This window comes from Campylobacter sp. RM10537 (genome assembly GCF_022369435.1).
GTDB classification, from domain to species: domain Bacteria; phylum Campylobacterota; class Campylobacteria; order Campylobacterales; family Campylobacteraceae; genus Campylobacter_D; species Campylobacter_D molothri.
The window spans coordinates 528,665-548,273 of the sequence record NZ_CP059597.1 but is presented as its reverse complement, the minus strand read 5'-3'; the positions used below and the strand labels follow the sequence as shown (position 1 = coordinate 548,273).

Genomic DNA, 19,609 nt, shown 5'->3' with positions numbered 1-19,609 from the left:
TTGTTTTTCTATCAAAAACATAAATTTCACTATAATTGTTTACAAAATTTTTCTTCTTTACTTTTTTAGAGTTTAAAAATACTAAGATTAAAATTGCTAAAATGATTTTGATTTATAATCCTTGGTTCTTAAGAATATAGTCATTGATATAAAATTTAATTTGGTTATATTTTTACAAGTAATCAAAGTACATTTTTATATTTCTTTTTGCAAATTTTCACTTTTTTCTAAAACTTCAAAATATTCTTTTTCAAATATTTCCAATGTTTCTTGAGCTTTTTGCAACTCTTCATAAAGTTTATTAATACCGATATTTTGATAAATATTTGGATTTGATAAATCTTTATTTAATTGTGCAATTTGTTTTTCAATAACTTCTATTTTTTCTGGATGATTGTTTAAAATTTCATTTTCTTTATAACTTAGCTTTTGATTTTTTTTCTCTTTTTGATTACTATTTGAAATTGAATTTTCAAAATTTAGAGTAAAATTATCAAATTCGCGCAATTCTTTTTCATTTTCAAGATATTCTGTATAAAGAGTATGTAAAATATTGATCGAAGAATCTCCCTCGAAAGCATAAATTTTATTGGCAATTTTATCAACAAAATACCTATCATGAGATACAAACAAAATTGCTCCTTCAAAATTTAACAAATATTCTTCTAAAATATTAATTGTCGAAATATCTAAATCATTGGTTGGCTCATCAAGTACTAAAATATCATAAATTTGAGTAAAAAGTAAAGCCAAAGCTACTCGATTTTTTTCTCCACCGCTTAATACAGAAACACTTTTATCTAAAAATTCTTTAGGAAATAAAAAATTTTTCAAATATCCATAAACATGCATATTTTTATCTCTGACTTGAACCCTGTCTCCACCATTAGGACAAAAAATCTCAAGTAAGGTTTTATCTGAATTTACTAAATTTCTAGCTTGATCAAAATATCCTATCTTAATCTCTCCTCGTTTAATCTCTCCACTATCTTCTTTTATTTGTCCTAACAGCATTTTTAAAAAAGTAGATTTTCCACAGCCATTTTTTCCTACTATAGCTATACGCTCTCCTTGCAAAATACGAGCTGAAAAATCTTTAAAAAGTATTTTATTTTCTATACTTTTGCTTACATTTTTAATTTCAAATAACATTTTTTTTCGATTCATTACTTTATCAGCATTAAAATTAAGTGTAGATCTTGAAATTTCAAGTCTTAGGCGCTTTATAGCTCCTGGATTTTTTTTAGCCTCTTCTCGCATTTTTAAAATACGCTCTTTTCTTCCTTCATTTCTTTTTAATCTTGCTTTGACACCGCGTCTTAACCATTCTTCTTCACTTTTTAATTGCTTTAATAAAGTCTCATGGTTTTTAGTAAGACTTTCTAAAATTTGTGCCTTTTTTTCAAGATAATTTGCATATCCTCCTTTAAAAACACTTAATTTTCCATTTTCAATTTCTATACACTTATCAGCAATAGCATCAATAAAATAGCGATCATGGGAAATAAAAATAACGCACATTTTTGATTCTTTTAGCAATTCTTCTAAAAAACTTGTCATATAAACATCTAAATGATTTGTTGGCTCATCAAGCAACAAAATATCAGGATTTTTAAGTATAAGTATACAAAGTCCTACCCTACGTATCTCACCACCACTTAATGTGCATACTAAACGATCAATATATTTTAATAGATCAAATTCTTTCAAAACACGTTTTATTTTAGCTTCTATATTCCAAGCATCCTTGCTTTCTATTAAAGCCATAATTGAATCCATTTGTTTTAAATACTCTTTATTTTCTGGATTTTTTTCTAATTTTAATTGAAGTTTTTCATATTCATCTAAAGCGGTATAAATTTCTGAAAGTTCTTGCTTAATAGCATCTTTAATACTCAAATTTGCCTCAAAATCTACATTTTGCGAAAGCATCGCGATGCTTTTTCCATTTTGTCTTACAACGCGACCACTATCCAAATTTAAATTACCAAATAATATTTTTAAAAAAGTTGATTTCCCTTCTCCATTTTTACCAATAATAGCTATTTTTTCACCATCATTGGCACTAAAATTGGCTTCATTTAAAACAATCTTTTCATCAAATCTTTTATTTGCGTCAATTAAATCAATCAGTGCCATTATAATACTTCCTAGAAAAATAAATCGATAATTAAAAAAATTAAAGCCAAATTTCTTTAGCTTGAGTATTAATCTTATATTTTTTTAGCTCTTTAATAATTTCATCAATAAGTTCTTTATTATCAGTATCTAAAAAAATTTCTGGACTATCACTAGATTTTAATAAAAAATATTTCACATCAAAAGATTTTAAAGTTTGTTTTAAACAAAATACCGAATAGATATCATTTTTATCTATAATAAGCTGATAATATTTGCTTTTTTCTTTTAAATCACTAGTATCAACATCAACATAAAGATTAAATTGTTCTGCTGCAGGAGTAAAATCTTTACTTGGCCATTTAGCAAGTTCTTCTTGCCAAGTAAAGTTTTCATTGTTTTTTTGCTTATTTTCTTTTTCTATATTTATATTATGAGCAAATTCAGGAATAAAATTTGAATTTGCTTTAAATTTAGAGACTAATATCAAAACAACTGCAAACAAACTAAGCAACAGTAAACTTAAAATGCCTACAGTTAGATATTTTTTAATCATTAAGCTAATTGATCTTTTATAATATCACCTAAAGTGATTTTATCATTATCATTTATTTCATTTAAAACTTCACGTTCTTTCATTTTAACTAAATCTTTAACACTTAAGCGAATTCTATTCTTCTTTTCATCGATAAAAACAATAGCTGCTTCAATTTCATCATCTATTTTTAGATTTTCCAGAGTTGAAGTACTAATATCCTCTTTATGAATAAGCGCATCAACATTTTGACTAAGCTCTACAAAAACACCAAAATCTTTGATATCTCTAATTTTTCCTTTAACAATATCTCCAACTTTATGATTTTTGGCATATTCTTGAACAGGTGATTCACAAAGTTCTTTCATGCTAAGAGAAATTTTTTGATTTTCTGTATCTATTTTAATAATTTTTACTCTAACCTTATCGCCAACTTTAAATTTATCTTTACATTTATCAGTTCTTGACCAAGAAGCATCTTCATTATGCAATAAACCCTCAATCATACCAAGATTTATAAATGCTCCAAAAGCAGTTGTCAAAGTAACTTCACCTTCTAAAATATCTGATAATTTATATTTTTTCAAAAATTCATCAAAAGGCTTTGTAAGTAAATTTCTCAAAGAAACTCTTAAGCGTCTTTCTTCGGAATTAATTTCAATAACTTCCACATCAATTTCTTGTCCTTTGCTTATATGGTCTTTTGGATTTTTAATATTTTTATCCCAAGAAATTTCACTGATATGTAAAAAACCTTCGATATCATTACCTAAATCTACAAAAGCTCCATAAGGTTCTATATTAGAAACAATAACCTTAATTGTATCACCTACTTCAAGATTATCTTTTATTTCACTCCAAGGATCAGGTAAAGCTGCCTTAATAGATAATGAAAGGTGTTTGCGTTCTTTATTATAGCTAATAATTTTAACTGGAACTTTGTCCCCCTCTTTATAAAAAAGACTTGGATTTACTGGGCCTTTATAAGAAATTTCACTATAATGAACCAGACCGTCAATTCCGCCTACATCAACAAACATACCATAAGTTGTGATTTTTTTTACTGTACCTTCAATAATGCCCTGTTCTTGAGTGATATTATTAATTAATTCTTTACGTCTTTTTCTTTCATCATCTAGAGTTTTCTTTCTGGAAACGATAATACTTTGCTCTTCATGATCAATCTTAATAATCTTTACTTTAAAAGTTTTACCTAAAACATTATTGTTTTCTTTGAAACCATATTGAGATTTAGGTAAAAAGAACTCAATATCATTATCATCAACAACAATAAGTCCTCCTTTATTTTTTCCAACAACTTTAACATTAAATATATTTTCAGAATCTTCTTCTTTATAATTTTTAATAAATCCAATCACTTTTTCTTTTCTCAAAGCTTTTTTATGAGACAATAAAGACCTTCCACTGTAATAACCCACCACAGCAACTTTAATCTTATCTCCAATTTTAAACAATAACTGTCCATCATTATTTTGAATTTCAGCAATTGACAAAATTCCTTCAGATTTTTTACCTATATCAATATAAACTTCATCATTTTTAATCTCTACGATCACCCCTTCTGCCATTGCTTCTTCTTTTGATTTATCAAAAGCATCTAAAAGTTGTCCAAAATCTTCTTCTTCAAGAAAATCATCTAAACTACTTTGAACCTTATTGTTCGCCTCAATCATCACTGTCCTTTAAAATAATTTTAAATTTCCTCATTCTAAATATTAAAAATTTAGCTTTTGTTAATTTTTTTAAATTGTAGTTTTATTTAGCTTTTAAAAAAATAAAATATTACGCTTTAATCAACAAAAGTTTTAATTTTAGCAATTACCTTATTTATAATCCAATCTGGAGTGCTAGCACCTGCACTAATTCCACAATGTTTTTTATTTAAAAACCACTCTTTTTTTAATTCTTCTTCTGTTTCGATAAGATAACTATCCTCGCAGTGCATTTTTGCTATTAAAAAAAGTTGCTTGGTGTTAGCCGAATTCTTACCACCCACAACAATGACTACATCACTTTTTACAGAAAGTTCTTTAATAGCATCTTGATTTTTAAATGTTGCATCGCAGATAGTATTAAAAACTCTGACTTCTTTAACTCTTAATATTAAAAAATTAACTATTTCCATAAAATGTTCAGGTTTTTTAGTTGTTTGACTTACTACAGCAATTTTATTTGGTAATTTAATATTTTCAAGCTCTTTTTTACTTAAAACAACATAAGCTTTTGTGCTTACATAACTTTTAACACCTTTAACCTCTGGATGATTTTCATCACCAAAAATAACAACCTCATAGCCTTCATCACTCATGCGTTCGCAAATTTGCTGAGGCTTTGTTACAAAAGGGCATGTTGCATCAAAAATTTCAATATTTCTTTTTTTTAAATCAGCTAAATCTTGTTTTGTAATACCGTGAGTTCTTATAATGGCCTTTTTTTCGTCATTTAATGCATTAATATTTTCTAAAGTTTTAACATTAAAATCTTTTTGCAGACGCAAAATTTCTTCATTATTATGAATTAATGGCCCTATAGTCGCAGCATCTTTAATTTGTTCAGCTTTTTTAATTGCTCTTTTTACCCCAAAGCAAAAACCATAGTTTTTAGCTAATTCAATAATCAATTTTCACCCCTAATCTTTTTAAAATTTCTATAAAATTTGGGAAAGAAGTTTTTATGCAATCAAAATCATCAATTTCCATTCCACAAACCATACCTAAAATAGCAAAACTCATAGCGATACGATGATCATTATAACTTTTTATTTTAGCTTTATTTACCTTTCCACCTTCTATTTTAAATCCATCTTCAAATTCTTCAACTTTAATTCCGCAAAGCTTTAGGTTTGAAACTATAGAGCAAATTCTATCACTTTCTTTAACTCTAAGCTCTTTTGCATTTTTAAGTATAGAAATTCCATCTGCTAAAGCAAAAGCAATAGCTAAAGCAGGAATTTCATCTATAAGCCATGCTATATTTTCTTTAACTTCCACTGCTTTAAGCTTACTAAAACTTGCTCTAATTTCTCCTATACTTTCAAAATGATTTTGGGTAATTTTTATTTCAATTTTAGCTCCCATTTTTTGCAAAACTTTATAAGCTTCTATGCGAGTAGAATTTAATAAAATATTATTTATTCTTATCTTCGAATTAGGAATAATAAGTGCTGCAAGTATAAAATAAAAAGCTGAAGATGGATCATTAGGAATTTCAAGATCTTGCTCTATTAAAGGCTTTTTTAAATTTGATATTTCGATTTTTAAACCATTCTCACTTATTTTTAAAGGAGCCCCCATGGCTTTTAACATATTTTCACTATGGTTTCTGCTTAAATTTAATTCTTTAAATATAGATTTTCCATTTGTATTTAAAGCTGATAAAATCATAGCTGTTTTAACTTGAGCTGATGAAATTTGACTCTCGTAATTAAAAAAATGTAATTTTTGTCCCTTTATACAAATTGGTGCTAAATTTGCATTCTCTCTGCCATATATTTTTGCTCCAATACTTTTAAGAGGATCGCAAACTCTTTTCATAGGGCGATTATTTAAAGATGAATCTCCGCTTAAAACAAAAAAACCAGAAATTCCAGATAAAAATCCTATCATTAAACGCATAAGAGTTCCAGAATTCCCACAATATAATACATCTTTAGGTGGTACAATTTTTTTAGGCGGAATGATGCTAACATTTGTACCATAAATTTTAACTTCAGCACCTAGCTGTTTTAAAATTTCAAGCGTATGTAAAGTATCTTTGGCTAAAAGATAATTTTTGGCCTTATTTTCTTTATTTGTTAAAAGTGAAAAAATTGCAAAACGATGAGAAATACTTTTATCGGCAGCTATATCTGAAATTTCTATTTCGAAGCTATCAGATAAGGCATGGATTATCATCTTAAATCAAGATCCATTTCTTTTAATTTTTGTACAATCTTATCCATACTTTCTACAATTTGACTATCTTCTAAAGTTTTATTTATATCTCTAAAAACAAAAGCTATAGTTAAACTATAAAAATCTTTAAGATTTTCATCGCTATATAAATCAACTAATCTAAAATTTTCAAGAATTTCTAAATTTAATTCTTCTATTGATTTTTTAATATTTTCATACACATATCCTTTTGGCACCAATATACTGAGATCTCTATTTACTGCAGGAAATTTTGAATAATTTTTAGCAACTTTTTTTTCTTCTTTAATAAGCTCTAAATCCAATTCACAAACATAAGTTTTCATTAGATCTTTTTCATTTTCTAATTTCAAATGTAAACGACCGATAAAACCTATACTTACATTATTTATAATCAATTCTGCTTGTTCATAAGGACTTAAGAAATCATAATGAGAGGGCTTAAGTTTAAAATCCCCTATAATATTTTTAATATCTAAAAGAAAATCGTAAAAATTAACCAATCTTGGCTTAGCTTTATTTGCTATTTTAGGCTCTTCTTTATAGCCTGAATGCACAAAAGCGATTTTATTTAATTCTTCAACATCTTTAGAAAAAATAGATCCTGATTCAAAAAGTTTAATAATTTTTTTTGAATTTTTTGTATTTAAGCTAACAGCACTTAAAAGATGATTTAATAAGGTTGTTCTTAGGGTATTTAATTCATTGGTTATCGGATTTAAAAGTTGTATTTTAACAGTATCAAATCCCAAATTTTGAAGTTCTTCACTATTATCTAAAACATAATGCAAACTTTCAAAATAACCATTATTAACAGCATTTTTTCTTAATTCCAAAAGTCTTTTATAAGAAAAATAAGTTGAATTAAGACGATTTTTTCCTAAAAATTCTAAATTTTTAGAAACTATATTGTTAATACCTATCATTCTAACAATTTCTTCACAAATATCTGATAAATTACTTATATCTGGCCTATGCATTGGAACTTCGACATTAATTAATCTATCATCTAAAAGTATTATTTTAAAACCTAATTTTTTTAAAATATTTAAGATATCATCTTTATCAATATCTTGACCAATAATATTATTGATATGATCAATATTCATAGGTATAGTTAAAAGCTCTTTATCAAGTAAGATTTGTTGAGAAGAGCTGTATATGCTTAAATTTGGATTTTGTTTAAGGATATTGAGTAAAAAATCCATCCCTAAATGTAATTTAGGCTCACTCCCTCTAAAACTTCTATAAAAAATTTTCTCATCTTGTTCTTTATAATTTGGCTTTGCATTAGCTATTATATTAGGATCTGTATAATTAGCTTCGATAATAACTAACTTTGAAGTCTCTTTACATTTATATTCTTCTTTTTGATAAAATCCGCTAATACTTAAAGTTTCATTTTGGCAAGAAATTTTTGTTTCTCCAGATTTTTCTTTACTAAAATTTAAAGTAACTTCTTCATTTTCCTTTGCAAAAACACTTAAATCATAAGCATTAAATAAAACACCTGTTGAGTGTATGGTGTAATTTAATAAATTTTGTATAGGATTATTTTCTAAATTTTCAATCTGAGCCAAACGTAAAGAAATAATTAAATCTAATTGAAAATTATCCTTAATCTCTATGGCTCTATAATTATAAAAACTATGCAAATCTTTTTGCGCATTAAGACGTAAAACCCTTCCTATGCCTAAAACATTTTCATTCTCTTTAAAAGATTTAAGTTCTTTCAAATTTAAATTAAAAGCTACTGCTAAATCTCGCGCTATTCCATATATGCTAAGGCAATCTCCCCTATTTGGAGTTAATTCAACTTCAATTAATACATCATTAAAAATTTCATAGGAATTTAATTCTTTTCCAAGTTCTAATATACCTATACTATCATCTAAAATTATAATACCTTCATTAATTTTACCAAAACCCAATTCTGAACTTGAACAAAGCATACCATAAGAATCTACACCTCTTAGCTTAGCATCTTTAATTTCCATTCCATTTGGCATGCAAGCACCTCTAAGTGCTACAGCAACATACTGCCCTTGTTCTACGTTTTTTGCACCACATACAATCTGTAAAATTTCATTTCCAATATCCACTTGACAAATGCTGAGCTTATCAGAATTTTCATGCTTTATCTTTTCTTTTACAAAACCCACTACAACCTTATCTGGAACTTTTAAATTGCAAACTCTATCAACTTCAATACCTATAGAATTTAATTTATAAACAATTTCTTCAGCAGTTATATCCTCAAGTTCTAACCAATCATTTAACCAACTTTTAGTAATTATCATCTAAATTGCTCCAATAATCTTAAATCACCTTCAAATAAAGATCTCAAATCAGGAATCTGATGCAAAAGCATAGCAAAACGCTCTACTCCAAGACCAAAGGCATAACCACTTACATTTTTATATCCTATAAAATTAAATACATTAGGATCGACAATTCCGCATCCTAAAACCTCTAGCCATCCTGTTTGCTTACACACCCTACAACCATTTCCTTTACAAAATACACAAGAAATATCTACTTCAGCCGAAGGTTCAGTGAAAGGAAAGAAGCTAGGACGAAAGCGAATTTTCACATCATCAAACATAAAGTGTAAAAAATCTTCTAAAATACTTTTCAAATGTGAAAAACTCACTTTTTGACCTTCTTCTACAACAAGCCCTTCTATTTGATGAAACATTGGAGTATGAGTTATGTCAAAATCTCTTCTAAAAACTGCACCTGGGGCTATCATTCTAATAGGAGGTTTTTGGGTTAACATTGTTCTAATTTGCACTGGTGAAGTTTGAGTCCTTAAAAGTCTTTTATCATCAAAATAAAAAGTATCTTGCATATCTCTAGCAGGGTGAGATTTTGGTAAATTTAAAGCTTCAAAATTATGAAATTCATCCTCAATTAAAGGACCTTTTTCTATACTAAAATTTAAGCTTAAAAAATATTCTATGATTTTATCCATAGTGCTCATTACAGGATGCAAAGCACCTTTTGTTACATTTTCATCAAAATAATTAAAATCAAGTATATCTTGTTTCATTTTTTCTTCGAGTGCAAGATTCTCTAAAATTTTAAACTTAGTTAAATAGGCTTTATTGAACGCTTCTTTTTCTAAATTTAGGGTAGCTGCCAATTCTTTTTTAGCCTCACCTTCTAAATTTTTAAGTTTTGAAAAACTTTCTGTTAAAATACCCTTTTTGCCAAGAACTGAAATTCTAAGAGCCTCTAAATCATTTAAATTATCACACTCTTCAATTTGTTTAATAAAATTTTGCAATTTTTACCCCAATCAAAGTGAAATTTGATTTTAATTTTATTAAAAAGTATTTTAAAATCAGCATAAAAATTAAACTTTTAAAGATATAATTATAAATTATTAATTATCTAATAATTAAGGATGATGCATGCAAGAAAAAACAATTTTTGAACTCATAATTGAAGGGGAAATTCCATGCAATAAAGTTCTTGAAAATAATGATTTTCTAGCTTTCCATGATATTGCTCCAAAAGCTCCTATTCACGTGCTTATTATTCCAAAAAAACATTTTAAAAATTTTCAAGAATTTGATCCAGAGCTTATGGCTAGAATGACAAGTTTTATCCAAGAATTAGCCATATTATTAAATATCCATGAGAGCGGGTATAAACTAATAACAAATTGTGGAAAAAATAGTGGACAAGAAGTATTTCATTTGCATTTTCATATGCTTGGAGGTTTTACAACCCCACAAAAGCATTAAATTATTTTATCAAAGGCATCAACATTATCTCATATAATTTATTATAAATTTCATCAGAGCATAGATGTTTAGCTAATTCTAAACCAAAAAGAATAGCTGTTGCTGGACCAGCTGAAGTAATAATATTCTTATTCACAACTACGGCTTGATTAACACGGGTACCATTAAGCCCAGATTCACAACCTGGATAACATGTGAATTCACCTTTTAAAACTCCTGCAGCATTTAAAACTATAGCAGATGCGCAAATAGCAGCGATAATATTATTATTGCTATTAAGTTTTTGAATAATATTTAAAACTTCATTTGATTCTTTAAGATTATTCATACCTTCATATCCACCTGCTAAAGCAATAGCATCAAAATCCATATGTACAATATCTTTTAGTAGATAATCAGCTTTGATGATAATTCCATGAGATCCTTTTACAAAAAGATCAGAACTTAAAGAAGCTGTAATCACCTCTAAATTTCCGCCTATTTCTTTTGCGCGTCTTAAAACATCAACTATGCTTATAAATTCAGTTTCTTCAAAACCTTGTGCCATTGGAACTAAAATTTTTTTACTCATCATTTCTCCTTGTTTTATATTTTTGAAATCTTTTTTCTTTTTCTTTAGCCCTCTCGCTCATTTGATTATTAAAACCTATTATTAAAAAAATCATAAAAAAGACAAAAAAAGCTATAAAAATAAAATCCAAAATTGACATAATTATAAGCCTCCTTTGAAAAATCCTAACATAATTTTATAAATATTTAAAGAAAAATCAAAGATAATTTTATAGAATTCAAGTTTTTAAGATTATTTTAAAAGGTAGTTAATTTTGAATCAAAAAAATATCAGAATTTTTGTATTTCTTGTTATTATAATTTTATGGGCTTATTTTTCTTTTCCAATTGAAATTCTACAAATTAAAAATTCTAATGGAGAAATAAGCTATGGTTATACAGCAAATGCTAATGCATATTTAAAGAGTTATGGTGTTACTCTTTTACTTACCGTTTGTGCTCTTTTTATTGGCATAATTGTTGGTTTTGGTTTAGCTATTTTAAGATTTTTCAATATCAAAACTTTAAATTTTATAATTGATGAATATATTGATATTATTCGCGGAACGCCTGTTATTTTACAACTTATGATTTTCTCTTTTGTAATTCTGACTTTTATAGATAATTTATATGCAGCTATTTTTGCTTTAGGATTGAACAGTTCTGCTTATATTGCAGAAATAGTTAGAAGTGGAATTAATAGTATAGATAAAGGTCAAATGGAAGCTGCTCGCGCCATGGGGCTTGATTATCAAACTTCAATGAAAGAGATTATCCTCCCACAGGCCATAAAAAATATTTCACCTGCTTTGGTAAATGAATTTATCTCTTTATTTAAAGAAACTTCTGTGGTTGGTTTTATTAGTGTTATTGATATTACCATGCAAAGTCAAAGCTTACAAGCGATTTTTTACAATCCAAAGCCTATAATATTTACAGGATTAATTTATTACATAAGTGTTAAAATTTTTAGTTATTTTGCTAAAAAACTTGAAACTAGGATAAATCAAAATGATTAAAATAAAAAATCTATATAAAAAATATGGCAATTTAGAAGTTTTAAAAAATATTAATACTGAAATTTCACAAGGTGATATTATAGCTATTATAGGACCAAGTGGCGGAGGAAAAAGCACTTTTTTGCGTTGTATAAATCGACTAGAATTAGCTGACAGTGGAGAAATTTTTATCAAGGGTGAAAATATACTAGATCCTAAAACAGATATTAACAAAATACGCCAAAAAGTCAGTATGGTTTTTCAACATTTTAATCTTTTTGCCAATAAGACTATTATGCAAAATTTATGTTTAGCTCCTGTAAAAACTAAAATTTTAAATCAAAATGAAGCTATTGAGAAAGCTAGAAATTTGCTTAAAAAAGTTGGACTTACAAATAAAGAAGATGCTATGCCTCATCAACTTTCAGGAGGACAAAAGCAACGCATAGCTATTGCTAGAAGTTTAATGATGAATCCAGATATAATTTTATTTGATGAGCCTACCTCGGCACTCGATCCTGAAATGATAGGGGAAGTTTTAAGCATCATGAAAGAACTTGCCAAAGAAGGTTTAACCATGCTCGTAGTTACCCATGAAATGGGTTTTGCTAAAAATGTTGCCAATAGAATTTTCTTTATGGATAAAGGAAATATAGCAATTGACAATACTCCTCAAGAAGTCTTTGAGTGTCCAAAAAACGAAAGATTAAAAGAATTTTTAAATAAGATTTTAAATCACTAAGTCAAATCAGTCTTGATTTTCAAGACTGATTAATTCCAACATTCTGCATTTTTTATATTTAATTTCGAAGCACTAAAATGAGGATCTTTCTTTGTTTTTTGCTGGATATTAAAATCTTTTAATGTTTTATTTACAATACCACCTAAAAGCAATAAAGAAATAATATTTGTTGTTGCCATAAAAGCCATAGTAAGATCTGCTAAGCTCCAAGCAAGTTTTAAATTCATTTGCGATCCTATAAATATCATAGCTACTGCACTTATCCTAAATAAATTCATAATTAACTTAGAATTGGTCAAATATTTTACATTAGTTTGTGCATAATAATAATTTCCAATTAATGATGTAATAGCAAAAAGAACAATGGCAATAGTAACAAAATGAATTCCAAATCCTCCATAATATTCTCTCATAGCTTCTTGCACCAATGGCATACCATCTCCGATATTGCTTCCGTGAAAATTTAAATAAGCCATAGAAAAAAGCACCAAAAATCCAGAACTAGTACAAACAACAACATCAATTAATACTGAAAAAGATTGAATAATTCCTTGCTTAACAGGATGGCTAGTAAGAGCTGCAGCTGCAGCATTTGGAGCAGATCCCATTCCTGCTTCATTTGAAAAAAGTCCTCTTTTAATCCCTATTACTAAAACAGAACCAGCAAAGCCGCCAAAAATTGCTTTAAAATCAAAAGCACTTTCTAAAACCATATGAATTACGGAAGGAATTTTACCAAAATTGATTAAAACAGCAATAATTGCAAGTAAAATATAAGCCATAGCCATAAAAGGAACAATTAAAGAGCTGATTTTACCAATTTTTGTATGATGAGAAAAAAACATCCATGATCCAAAAATTGTCAAAATAATACCAATAATAATAGGCCAATAACTTGAAGTAAATCCTATTGATGAATTTGGATTAAACATATCATAATATATTTTAAATGCAGATGTCATTGTTTGACTTTGTAAACCATTAAAGCCATAAGCATAAGTGATAATTAATATAAAAGCAAAAAAAGATCCAAAAAAATGCGAACCCAAAGCCTTTCTTATATAATAAGCTGGACCACCTTTAAAACCGCCTGTTTCATCTTTGGATTTATAAATTTGTGCTAAAGTACTCTCTGCAAATGCCGAAGCTCCGCCAAAAAATGCCATAATCCACATCCAAAATAAAGCTCCAGCACCTCCCGTTGTAAGCGCATATGAAATGCCTGCAATATTTCCTATTCCCACTCTAGAAGCTGTTGATATCATCAAAGCTTGAAAAGGTGAAATATGTTCTTTAGAGCTTTCGCTATTTCTTTCTGTTAAAATTGAAAATACAGATTTAAGCATACGAAATTGCACAAAACCTGTCAAAAAACTATAATAAATTCCACAAACAATAAGTAAAATAACCATTATTGTATCTGTATAAGGAGTAATGTATCCCAAATAATTGATAATTTTTTCGCTAAATGAAATATTTAAATTTTGTTCTCCCATGTATATCCTTTCATCTTGATTTCAATTTACTTTAACATATTTTTTATGAAAAACATATTTACTTATAAAAAAATATAATGAAAAAATATAAATTTGTTACCTTAGGAAATAAAATATTTAAAATTTTGTCTTAAAGCCTCATAAGAAACAATTCCAACACTAGTAGCTAGATTTAAACTTCTTCCGCAAGATTTCATTGGAATAGTAATGGCATTTTGCCAATTAATTTGCATAAGCTCCATAGGCAAACCGTAGCTTTCACTGCCAAAAAATAAAAAATCATTTTCTTTAAATTTGACCTCAAAATAAGGTTTTTTACTCTTTGTTGTGGCAAAAAAGAAACGATCCTTAAATTTTAAATTTTTCTCTAAAAAAAGTTCCAAATTTTCCCAAACTATAGGCTCTAATTTTTCCCAATAATCAAGTCCTGCCCTACGAACAGCTTTTTGAGAAATATCAAAAACAATTGGTTTAATAATATGAAGCTTAAAGCCTGCATTAAAACACATTCTTCCTATACTCCCTGTATTTTGAGGAATTCTAGGATTAACTAAAACTATATTAAACATTAGACTAAAATCCTTGGAATATCTGGATGAAGCTTAACTAAAATCTCATATGAAATTGTATTAAAAAAATCAGCCCAAAGATTAGCATCATTAAATACACAAATTTCTTCGCCACAATCTTCACAAGAAAAGCTATCCATTGAAATTTTGCCTAAAATATTTTTATGATTTGCCAAAGCCAAATCACCTTTTCCATTGTAACGAAATAACCCATCAGCATAACCTAAATCATAAGTAGCAATTTTTATTTTTTCATGAGCGCTAAAAGATCTACCATACCCTACGCTTTGACCAAATTCCAAAATTCTTTCGCTTAATTTATGAGCATAAAGACTTAAGATTTTTTCTAATTTTTCATCTCCATAGCCAAATTGAGCAATCCCTATTCTAAATAACTCATCTTTAGGAATATCTTGAGCTCTAAACAAGGCTGCTGAATTAAAAGAATGAAAAATTAAATGATCATATTTTTTTTGCGCTAAAATTTTAGCTTGATGAAATTTTTGTTTTTGAATAAAAAAACTTCCATCTAGTTCATCAGCACTTGAAAAATGCGTAAATATTCCCTCTAAAATTAAACCTGCCTTGTCAATTTTAAAAAAAGCATCTTCTATATTTTCTACAAAAACACCATTTCTATGCATTCCTGTATCTATTTTAAGATGAATTTTTGTACCAGTTTTATATTCTTTAACCTTAGAAATTTCATTTAAAGCATATATAAACTGAGGATTTTCATTTCCATTAGGTTTATGTGAAAGTATTAAAATATTTTTAAAGAATTCTTGAATTTCATAAGCTTCTTTTTCATTTTTAACTGCAACAAAATTAATACCAAATTTTTTAGGTATAGGAGCTAATATCTTAGCTCCATGTCCATAGGCATTATCCTTAAAAACGCAAATTATTTTCGAAGGATTCTCTGCTTTTTCAATAATTTGTTTTAAATTATTTTCATATGATTTTTGATTCAATTTAATAACAGACATAAAATCATTGCTCTGCTAAAATTTTCATTTTTCCTTTATCATTTAATTTAACATATAAAGTTTTATTTCCTTTAAATTGATAATTTTTTGTATAGTAATCTTCGTAAAAAGAAATTCTATAGATAACTTCATTATTTAAATTTGGATAAGGGCTAATATTGATATCTGAAAATTTTATCTTTTTGTTTTCTTTACGAGAAAAAATAGCTTTTTTCATAGAAGCAAATTGTTCAAATTTCATTTTATCAAAACGTTTAAATTCATTTTGATCGTAAAATTCTAAATAAGAATCTATATTATTATTTGTCCAAGCAAATTTCCAAGCAAAAAGATCTGCAAATAAAGAAGCAATTTCTTCTTTATTTGCCCTAACTTTATCCTTTTCTTCGGTCATTACAAATACTTTTCTATCTTGAACTATCTTTGCAAATTTTTCAAGGTTTTCATTAAATAAAGCTATACATCCTTTTGTTTTAAATTCATCGATTCTAGTGCCATCAAGAGGATAGCCATGTATCCAAATTCCTCCACCAGTTTTCCCCTGTACTTTGTCTAACAAATTTGGATAAGTTGTTGCAAAGGCAAAAGGACCGTAGTAAGGATCCCCTGGATTAAATTTTTGTCCTAATTCATAAAAACCTATAGGAGTTTTCAAATCTCCCTCAACCTTTTTATCCCCCATTAAACCTGTAATGATTGATTTTTGCTCAAAATCTTTTTTAATTTTTCCATTATCATAGGAATATACTCGAAGAATTTTATCAGTTTTATTTGTAAGAACAATATCAACTTTGCTACTATAATACCCAAGAGAGACATTTTTGTCCGCTATTTCAGATAACCAGAAATTTTTATCCATTAGCTCTTTTTCAATCTCTACTCCAACAGCCTCTAACCCCTGATCTAAATAAATCTTAACCAAATCAGATGCTCTGGTTATAGACACTCCTATAAAAAATAAAATGAGAAATCTTTTAAACAATATATCTTCCTTAAAAAATTTATAATTTTAAATTAATAATTTTATCTTTTGCTTACTAGAATTTTTAAACTGAGATTATATTATCTTTTTCTTAAAAAATAATAATTGCTAAAATTACAAACTATAAAATATTTTTAAAAATAATTTATTTATATTAAAATATAATTCCAAAAAAATATTTTATTTTAATTTCGTAGGATGTATTTTCATGAAAAAATTATTTTTTATTGCGATTTTTGCTTTAATACTTTCAGTATTCTATTTTTTACTTAATCAAAATATTTCAAAAAAAGAACCTCATATAAATACTTTAAAGCCTTTAGCTTGTGATTTAAATTTTAAAGATTGTGCTTATCAATTCAAGGGAAAGCAGATTCTTATTTCTTTAGATCCCAAACCTATCAAATCTTTACAAAATACAAAATTACTCATTAAAAACCTTGGAATGTATAAAAACTTAGAATTAAAAATTTATGGATTAAATATGTTTATGGGAGAAATCAAACCAAAAATTTACCAAATCAATAAAACAGACTATGAAAGCCAATTTATACTTTCTTCTTGCTTTATGCATACGATGCGCTTTAGGGCAGAATTACTAGAAAATAATAAAAGCATATTTTATTTTGATTTTGATTTAAAAAGATAAAAAGAATAAAAAAATTAGTAAAGGTCAGTTTTCTGACCTTTATATTATTTCTTTTTTTTGCCGCTAGCTTTAGCAACAGCTTCTTTAAGGTTTTTACCTACTTTAAATTTAGCAACTTTAGTTGCAGGAACTTTAATAGTTTTTCCAGTACTTGGAACTCTAGCTTCTCTAGCAGCTCTTTCAGCTGTTGAAAAAGTACCAAAACCTATAAAACTAATGCTATCGCCTTTTGCCAATACATCAGTAATTGTAGCAATAACTGCATCAGTAGCAGCTGTAGCATCTTTTTTTGTTAGCCCAGCAGTTTGAGCAACTTGAGAAATAAAATCTGCTTTAGTCATAAAAGCTCCTTTTTTTATTTATTAAAACGCTTAATTCTAGCATATTACAAAAACAATATCAAGAATTAAAATACTTTTTTTTATTTTTTTTGTATTTTTTTGGCTTTATAAAGCTCAAATTCACCGCTATCATCAATTTCATTACCAATTTTTTCATAAAGTTTATAATAATATTTTACAAAATCTTTACACCCTTCCTCTATAGGCATAAAAACTTTATCTTCCAATAAGCAAAAATGATTCAAAAATTCTTTTGCATCTAATTTCAAAGCATAATGTTTAGTTAAATCATAATAAGTATTCAAAGCAAGTAATTTAAATTTTTCATAAAATTCTAGATTAAAGTTAATTTTTAATCTATTATCTTTAAAATTTAAAACTCCACTTTTAAAAAGCAAAGAAAGATGTATCAATCCTTCCGTATAATAAGGTTGCACTTCATCAACTTTTTGCCAAGCTATTAAAGAAACTGCTCTTTTGATTAACTCATGAAAAACAGGTAATCTAAGCTCTTTATCTTCGTGAAAGAAAAAATTTATCAATCCTCCCATTGTCGCTTTATATTCTTCTATATTTTTAAAAAAACCACTTTGATTCATCTTTTTTTCACTATCACTAGCAATAAAAAAGATATGACCAAATTCATGACCTATGGTTGAAATTTCATAAACACGCTTCCAAATATTCTCTTTAAAAAAAAGAATTTCTCGACCATAATCTAAAAAATCTTTCTCAAAAACCTCACTTGCAATTTTCATAAAAGGTTTGCTTAGGGTATTTTCATAAACAAAATTTAAAAATGCAAAAATTTTCTTTCCTGCAATATTGCTTACAAATTCATCATTTGGAACAACTTGTGCAGAAAATAAACCCTTAAGCTCAGCTCCATAAAAAATCATAGGCATACAAACATAAAGTTGCGTTTTATCTATATTATTAAGTACTTCTTTTTTTAAATTTTCATCTTCGATATTTATATCTTTATATACTTTTATAAAACTTTGTTTGATTTCATCACTAAATTTTAAAGTATTAAAATTGCTTTCATCTTCTAATCTTATATCCCATTCCAAAGCAACGGCATGCGTATAGTGATCTTCATAATACTCCAAAGGATGTCCAACTTGTAAAGGCGATTTAACCTTCATCCAAGCGAGTTCTGCTTCTTGCCACGATTCAACAATTTTGTTTTCATCCTTTTGACAAAAAGCATTTTTTAATTTTTCAAAATACTCTATATAGGCCATTTCATCTTTTTCTTTAGCAACATTTTTTAATTTTTCTATCATTTTTTCAAAAGCAAATTCAAGCTTTAAAGTTTCATTTTCAAAAAATCTTGCGTAAGGAACAAATTTCCATAAATTTCCTATTCGTACAAGCACCCCATAGCTTCTTTCGCAAATTTCTCCTTGAGGTGTTATTTGATATAATTTATTTTTACGTAAAAAATCAATAGCATCATCAAGATTTTGAAACTGAGAAGCTAAAATTTTATTGTTTTTTTCTATAATTTCTTTAGTCCAAGAAATTTCATAGGAATTTATAATCACCCCTATTTCATGAACTCCTTGAATTAGAATTTCATAGAAATTATTTAATAATCTTTTGCTTACAATCTCATCAATAAGCTCTTGATGTTCTTTTTCATAAAATTTTCTAACCTCTTCATAAAATTTATGTTTTAATTCTATAATTTTATCTTCTTTAAAAAAATTCTTTTTCCATTCTTGCACTAAATTTTCTTCTTTTAAATCAACCAATCGTCTAAGAATAGCAACCAAACTACTTTTTTCTTTTTTTAATTCACTAAGTTTAAGCAAATATTCACAATATTCGCCCCATGATTCTAAATCTAAAAAATCATAAAAATGGTTAATATTTTCCTTACGTTTTTTTACAAGCTTTGCTACTTCTTTGAAATTATTCATTTTTTATTTCCTTTCTTTACTTTCTTGAA

19 protein-coding genes are annotated in these 19,609 nt (G+C 27.1%); 4 read left to right on the top strand and 15 right to left on the bottom strand.

Annotated features, from left to right (window positions below; genetic code table 11):
* Positions 1–195: 195 nt before the first annotated feature.
* From abc-f to pheS, 7 genes are all read right to left on the bottom strand, one after another.
* Complete coding sequence (abc-f, locus tag CMOL_RS02780) at positions 196–2,139, bottom strand: ribosomal protection-like ABC-F family protein (protein WP_239820616.1); 1,944 nt, start codon at positions 2,137–2,139, stop codon at positions 196–198.
* 40 nt (positions 2,140–2,179) lie between these two features.
* The gene (locus CMOL_RS02775) at positions 2,180–2,674 is read right to left on the bottom strand and encodes a hypothetical protein (protein WP_239820615.1); all 495 of its coding nucleotides are present in this window, start codon (positions 2,672–2,674) and stop codon (positions 2,180–2,182) included.
* Positions 2,674–4,347 carry a 30S ribosomal protein S1 gene (locus CMOL_RS02770; protein ID WP_239820745.1) on the bottom strand — a complete coding sequence of 558 codons (1,674 nt, stop codon included), beginning with the start codon at positions 4,345–4,347 and terminating at the stop codon, positions 2,674–2,676. Before CMOL_RS02770 ends, CMOL_RS02775 begins: the two co-directional genes overlap by 1 nt.
* Before the next feature lie 116 nt (positions 4,348–4,463).
* Positions 4,464–5,294, bottom strand: a complete 831-nt coding sequence (locus CMOL_RS02765; RefSeq protein ID WP_239820614.1) for a 4-hydroxy-3-methylbut-2-enyl diphosphate reductase — start codon at positions 5,292–5,294, stop codon at positions 4,464–4,466.
* The gene (aroA, locus tag CMOL_RS02760) at positions 5,284–6,567 is read right to left on the bottom strand and encodes a 3-phosphoshikimate 1-carboxyvinyltransferase (RefSeq protein ID WP_239820613.1); all 1,284 of its coding nucleotides are present in this window, start codon (positions 6,565–6,567) and stop codon (positions 5,284–5,286) included. Before aroA ends, CMOL_RS02765 begins: the two co-directional genes overlap by 11 nt.
* Entirely contained in the window at positions 6,564–8,885 is a 2,322-nt protein-coding gene (pheT, locus tag CMOL_RS02755) for a phenylalanine--tRNA ligase subunit beta (protein ID WP_239820612.1), read from the bottom strand. Before pheT ends, aroA begins: the two co-directional genes overlap by 4 nt.
* On the bottom strand, positions 8,882–9,874 hold the full coding sequence (gene pheS / locus CMOL_RS02750) for a phenylalanine--tRNA ligase subunit alpha (protein ID WP_239820611.1): 993 nt from the start codon (positions 9,872–9,874) through the stop codon (positions 8,882–8,884). Before pheS ends, pheT begins: the two co-directional genes overlap by 4 nt.
* A gap of 127 nt (positions 9,875–10,001) precedes the next feature.
* Between pheS and CMOL_RS02745 the strand changes: the two genes are divergently transcribed.
* Positions 10,002–10,337 (top strand): histidine triad nucleotide-binding protein, encoded by a 336-nt coding sequence (locus tag CMOL_RS02745; RefSeq protein WP_239820610.1) that lies wholly within the window; start codon positions 10,002–10,004, stop codon positions 10,335–10,337.
* Position 10,338: 1 nt separating this feature from the next.
* Here the strand turns inward: CMOL_RS02745 and CMOL_RS02740 are convergent, their stop codons facing one another.
* Positions 10,339–10,908, bottom strand: a complete 570-nt coding sequence (locus tag CMOL_RS02740; RefSeq protein ID WP_200279336.1) for a DJ-1 family glyoxalase III — start codon at positions 10,906–10,908, stop codon at positions 10,339–10,341.
* A complete protein-coding gene (locus CMOL_RS02735; RefSeq protein WP_239820609.1) occupies positions 10,901–11,047 on the bottom strand; it encodes a hypothetical protein in 147 nt (48 codons plus the stop codon). The genes CMOL_RS02740 and CMOL_RS02735 overlap by 8 nt, the downstream gene beginning before the upstream one ends.
* 114 nt (positions 11,048–11,161) lie before the next feature.
* Here CMOL_RS02735 and CMOL_RS02730 point away from each other — a divergent pair, with 114 nt between their 5' ends.
* Positions 11,162–11,905, top strand: a complete 744-nt coding sequence (locus CMOL_RS02730) for an amino acid ABC transporter permease (RefSeq protein WP_200279339.1) — start codon at positions 11,162–11,164, stop codon at positions 11,903–11,905.
* Positions 11,898–12,626 (top strand): amino acid ABC transporter ATP-binding protein, encoded by a 729-nt coding sequence (locus CMOL_RS02725; RefSeq protein WP_239820608.1) that lies wholly within the window; start codon positions 11,898–11,900, stop codon positions 12,624–12,626. The genes CMOL_RS02730 and CMOL_RS02725 overlap by 8 nt, the downstream gene beginning before the upstream one ends.
* 29 nt (positions 12,627–12,655) lie before the next feature.
* On the opposite strand, the gene CMOL_RS02720 is transcribed toward CMOL_RS02725, so the two are convergent.
* The 4 genes from CMOL_RS02720 to pgp2 all read right to left on the bottom strand — a co-directional run bounded on the left by CMOL_RS02720 (position 12,656) and on the right by pgp2 (position 16,662).
* Positions 12,656–14,122 (bottom strand): alanine/glycine:cation symporter family protein, encoded by a 1,467-nt coding sequence (locus CMOL_RS02720; RefSeq protein WP_200279345.1) that lies wholly within the window; start codon positions 14,120–14,122, stop codon positions 12,656–12,658.
* Between the two features lie 101 nt (positions 14,123–14,223).
* Positions 14,224–14,691 carry a tRNA (cytidine(34)-2'-O)-methyltransferase gene (locus CMOL_RS02715; protein WP_200279348.1) on the bottom strand — a complete coding sequence of 156 codons (468 nt, stop codon included), beginning with the start codon at positions 14,689–14,691 and terminating at the stop codon, positions 14,224–14,226.
* A complete protein-coding gene (locus CMOL_RS02710) occupies positions 14,691–15,680 on the bottom strand; it encodes an alanine racemase (protein ID WP_239820607.1) in 990 nt (329 codons plus the stop codon). The genes CMOL_RS02715 and CMOL_RS02710 overlap by 1 nt, the downstream gene beginning before the upstream one ends.
* A 4-nt stretch (positions 15,681–15,684) precedes the next feature.
* Positions 15,685–16,662 (bottom strand): cell shape-determining L,D-carboxypeptidase Pgp2, encoded by a 978-nt coding sequence (gene pgp2, locus CMOL_RS02705; RefSeq protein ID WP_200279354.1) that lies wholly within the window; start codon positions 16,660–16,662, stop codon positions 15,685–15,687.
* A 208-nt stretch (positions 16,663–16,870) separates the two neighbouring features.
* Here pgp2 and CMOL_RS02700 point away from each other — a divergent pair, with 208 nt between their 5' ends.
* On the top strand, positions 16,871–17,311 hold the full coding sequence (locus CMOL_RS02700; RefSeq protein WP_239820606.1) for a hypothetical protein: 441 nt from the start codon (positions 16,871–16,873) through the stop codon (positions 17,309–17,311).
* Positions 17,312–17,355: 44 nt separating this feature from the next.
* On the opposite strand, the gene CMOL_RS02695 is transcribed toward CMOL_RS02700, so the two are convergent.
* Both CMOL_RS02695 and ciaB read right to left on the bottom strand, forming a co-directional pair.
* Positions 17,356–17,652: an HU family DNA-binding protein gene (locus tag CMOL_RS02695; RefSeq protein WP_200279360.1), complete on the bottom strand. Its 297-nt coding sequence runs from the start codon at positions 17,650–17,652 to the stop codon at positions 17,356–17,358.
* Positions 17,653–17,732: 80 nt separating this feature from the next.
* Positions 17,733–19,580, bottom strand: a complete 1,848-nt coding sequence (gene ciaB, locus CMOL_RS02690) for an invasion protein CiaB (protein ID WP_239820605.1) — start codon at positions 19,578–19,580, stop codon at positions 17,733–17,735.
* Between the last annotated feature and the right edge of the window lie 29 nt (positions 19,581–19,609).